The organism is Acinetobacter sp. UBA3132 (assembly GCF_002364825.1).
Lineage (GTDB): Bacteria > Pseudomonadota > Gammaproteobacteria > Pseudomonadales > Moraxellaceae > Acinetobacter > Acinetobacter schindleri.
The window spans coordinates 18,482-21,261 of sequence record NZ_DEZM01000229.1 but is presented as its reverse complement, the minus strand read 5'-3'; the positions used below and the strand labels follow the sequence as shown (position 1 = coordinate 21,261).

The following is a 2,780-nucleotide window of genomic DNA, read 5'->3' as shown; positions in this document are numbered from 1 at the left end:
TCCGGCATATTGCCCTGCCAAAACCGGGTCGCATCCGTGAATTACTCACCTATATTTCACAGGAACATAGTGCTCTGATTGACCGTGCCAAACCACTCTGGACCTGTCATATCATTGAAGGAATAGAAGGTAATCGTTTCGCGATGTACTTTAAAATTCACCATGCTATGGTCGATGGCATTGCAGGTATGCGTCTGGTCGAGAAATCACTGTCTCATGATCCACATGGAAAAAGTATTGTGCCACCATGGTGTGTAGAAGGACCACGTGCCAAGCGCCTGAAAGCACCAAAAGTTAGCCGCATTAAAGGCGTTTTATCTACGCTGAAAGGACAGCTGGAATCTACTCCGCGTGTCATCTATGAGCTGTCGCAAACTGTATTAAAAGACATGGGACGTAATCCTGATTATGTCTCCAGTTTCCAGGCCCCTTCATCCATTCTTAATCAACGTGTCAGTGCATCACGCCGATTTGCTGCACAATCTTTTGAATTTGAGCGTCTTCGTCGTATTTCTAAAGCCTTGGGGGTAACCATTAACGATATCGTGCTGACAATCTGCTCCGGTGCCTTACGTGAATATTTAATTAGCCAAGATGCTCTACCGAAGAAACCGTTGATTGCCATGGTGCCGGCTTCTGTACGTTCTGATGACTCTGATGTATCAAACCGTATAACCATGATTCTGGCGAATCTGGGTACGCATAAGGAAGATCCGTTAGAACGTCTCAAGATCGTACGTCGTAGCGTACTGAATGCCAAAGAACGTTTTAAGCGTATGAATGCTAATCAGATTTTGAACTATAGTGCTTTTGTTTATGGGGCTGCAGGTTTAAATATTGCATCAGGTCTGATGCCAAAACGCCAGGCATTTAATCTGGTGATTTCCAATGTTCCAGGTCCACAAGAACCGCTGTACTGGAATGGAGCCCGTCTGGAAGCTCTCTACCCTGCCTCTATCGTGCTCGATGGTCAGGCACTCAATATCACCATGACCAGTTATTTAGACAAACTTGAAGTAGGTCTGACCGCCTGCCGTAATTCCTTGCCTAAAATGCAGAATCTGCTTACTCATCTTGAGGACGAAATCCAGCGTTTTGAACGGATTGTCGATGGTGGCAAAACCCCAAAGCTCGCAGCAGTAAGTTAGACTGCGATGAAGACTAAAATCAAAACTAAGTTTCTAGGCAAAAATAGGTATGAACATTTTTGCCAATAATTTCATGCAATAATAAAGGGGCATATGGTGCCCCTTTATTTTTATTTGATTATTTTTTATTCAAATCATTCAAGCAATATTCAAATTTTAACTTTTCACAGTACGACATTGTTTTAATAGCTGATGGCAGACCGTACGAATCATAGATGAAGTAATCTGAACTTCATTGCCGCGTTCGTCCACAATGTATCCCGCGTGGACAGTTTTCGGTTCAAGCACGTGTTTTAGACCCTTATTAATAACTGCTTTACTTATACTCATGACACACCTCATTTTTTGCTAAGCCAAAATATTGGGAGATTGGCTTTGGCTACTGGATGTGTCTAGTATTCAGAATTCACCTGCGCTTGTAAAATTCCAGTTGTAACAAGGGTTTTACGATATTCTGTTACAATTTCAGCTGAGAATGATATCGTATTGCTCTTGCGTATATAAATTCTCAACTTGGAACTTAATCACGCGATCAATAAAGTGTTCCAGATCCGCCACAGCTGGGGCTTCTGCAGTCAGCAGTCGATCAATCACTGACGGATGTGCCACTACAGTAAATCCACTTTGTGATTGATAAGCGCGTGCGTAACGTAAAATTTCACGGAATATTTCGTAACACACTGATTCTGCTGTTTTGACATATCCACGTCCCTGACAGGTTGGACAGGATTCACATAACAGGTGTTCTAGAGATTCACGGGTACGTTTACGCGTCATCTCGACCAGACCCAGTTCAGATACCTGGGTAATCTTGGTTTTGGCATGATCACGTTCCAGCATTTTTTCAAACTGGTTCATTACCTCGTCACGATGCTGTGCTTCCTGCATGTCAATGAAATCAATAATAATGATCCCACCCAGATTACGCAGTCTCAACTGACGTGCAATCACCTCAGTTGCTTCCATATTGGTTTTGAAGACGGTATCTTCCAGTGAACGACCGCCGACATAGGAACCGGTATTGACATCAATGGTGGTCATAGCCTCAGTCTGATCAATCATCAGATAGCCACCAGATTTCAGTGCCACACGGGTTTGTAGAGCCTTCTGGATATCATCTTCAACATTATATAAATCAAAGATCGGGCGCTCGCCTGGATAGTGCAGCAAACGATCATTCATGCTTGGCACAAATTCTTTAACAAACTCTTTTAGTTTGCCGTGGATTTCACGTGAATCGACATAGATTTTGGCAGTGTTTTCATTGGCCAGATCACGAATCACACGCTGTGGCAGCGGCAGTTCTTCAAAGATCAGTGATGGAACAGCAATGCTCTTCTGTTTGCGCTGAATGTAGTCCCAAAGCTTGGCCAGATAAGCCATGTCCTGGGCAATTTCAGCTTCATCAATGCCTTCTGCCGCAGTACGGACAATCACCGAACCGGGCAGTTTATGCTGGGCCTGAATCCGTTCAATAATCGAACGCAAACGGTTACGCTCTTCTTCAGATTCAATTCGTTGCGATACGCCAATATGATTGCCATAAGGCATCAAAACCAGATAACGTGAAGGAATGGAGAGATCAGTTGAAAGACGTGCGCCTTTGGTCCCGAGCATGTCTTTCATCACCTG

General features: G+C 43.8%; 3 protein-coding genes. 1 reads left to right on the top strand and 2 read right to left on the bottom strand.

All coding sequences use genetic code 11. The features are described 5' to 3' along the window. Nucleotides 1–1,148 (top strand): WS/DGAT/MGAT family O-acyltransferase (locus tag B4033_RS12815; protein WP_286834529.1); only part of this gene is annotated, 1,148 nt, incomplete at its 5' end. A gap of 156 nt (nucleotides 1,149–1,304) precedes the next feature. On the opposite strand, the gene B4033_RS12810 is transcribed toward B4033_RS12815, so the two are convergent. Both B4033_RS12810 and B4033_RS12805 read right to left on the bottom strand, forming a co-directional pair. After that, nucleotides 1,305–1,478 (bottom strand): PA1571 family protein, encoded by a 174-nt coding sequence (locus B4033_RS12810; RefSeq protein ID WP_004810972.1) that lies wholly within the window; start codon nucleotides 1,476–1,478, stop codon nucleotides 1,305–1,307. Between the two features lie 135 nt (nucleotides 1,479–1,613). Further along, a partial coding sequence (locus B4033_RS12805; RefSeq protein WP_286834526.1) for an Rne/Rng family ribonuclease occupies nucleotides 1,614–2,780 on the bottom strand: 1,167 nt, incomplete at its 5' end.

What these genes read in the sequence shown, in the direction of transcription:
- B4033_RS12810 (WP_004810972.1), bottom strand. Translation starts at nt 1,478, where the DNA reads ATGAGTATAAGTAAAGCAGTTATTAATAAGGGTCTAAAACACGTGCTT.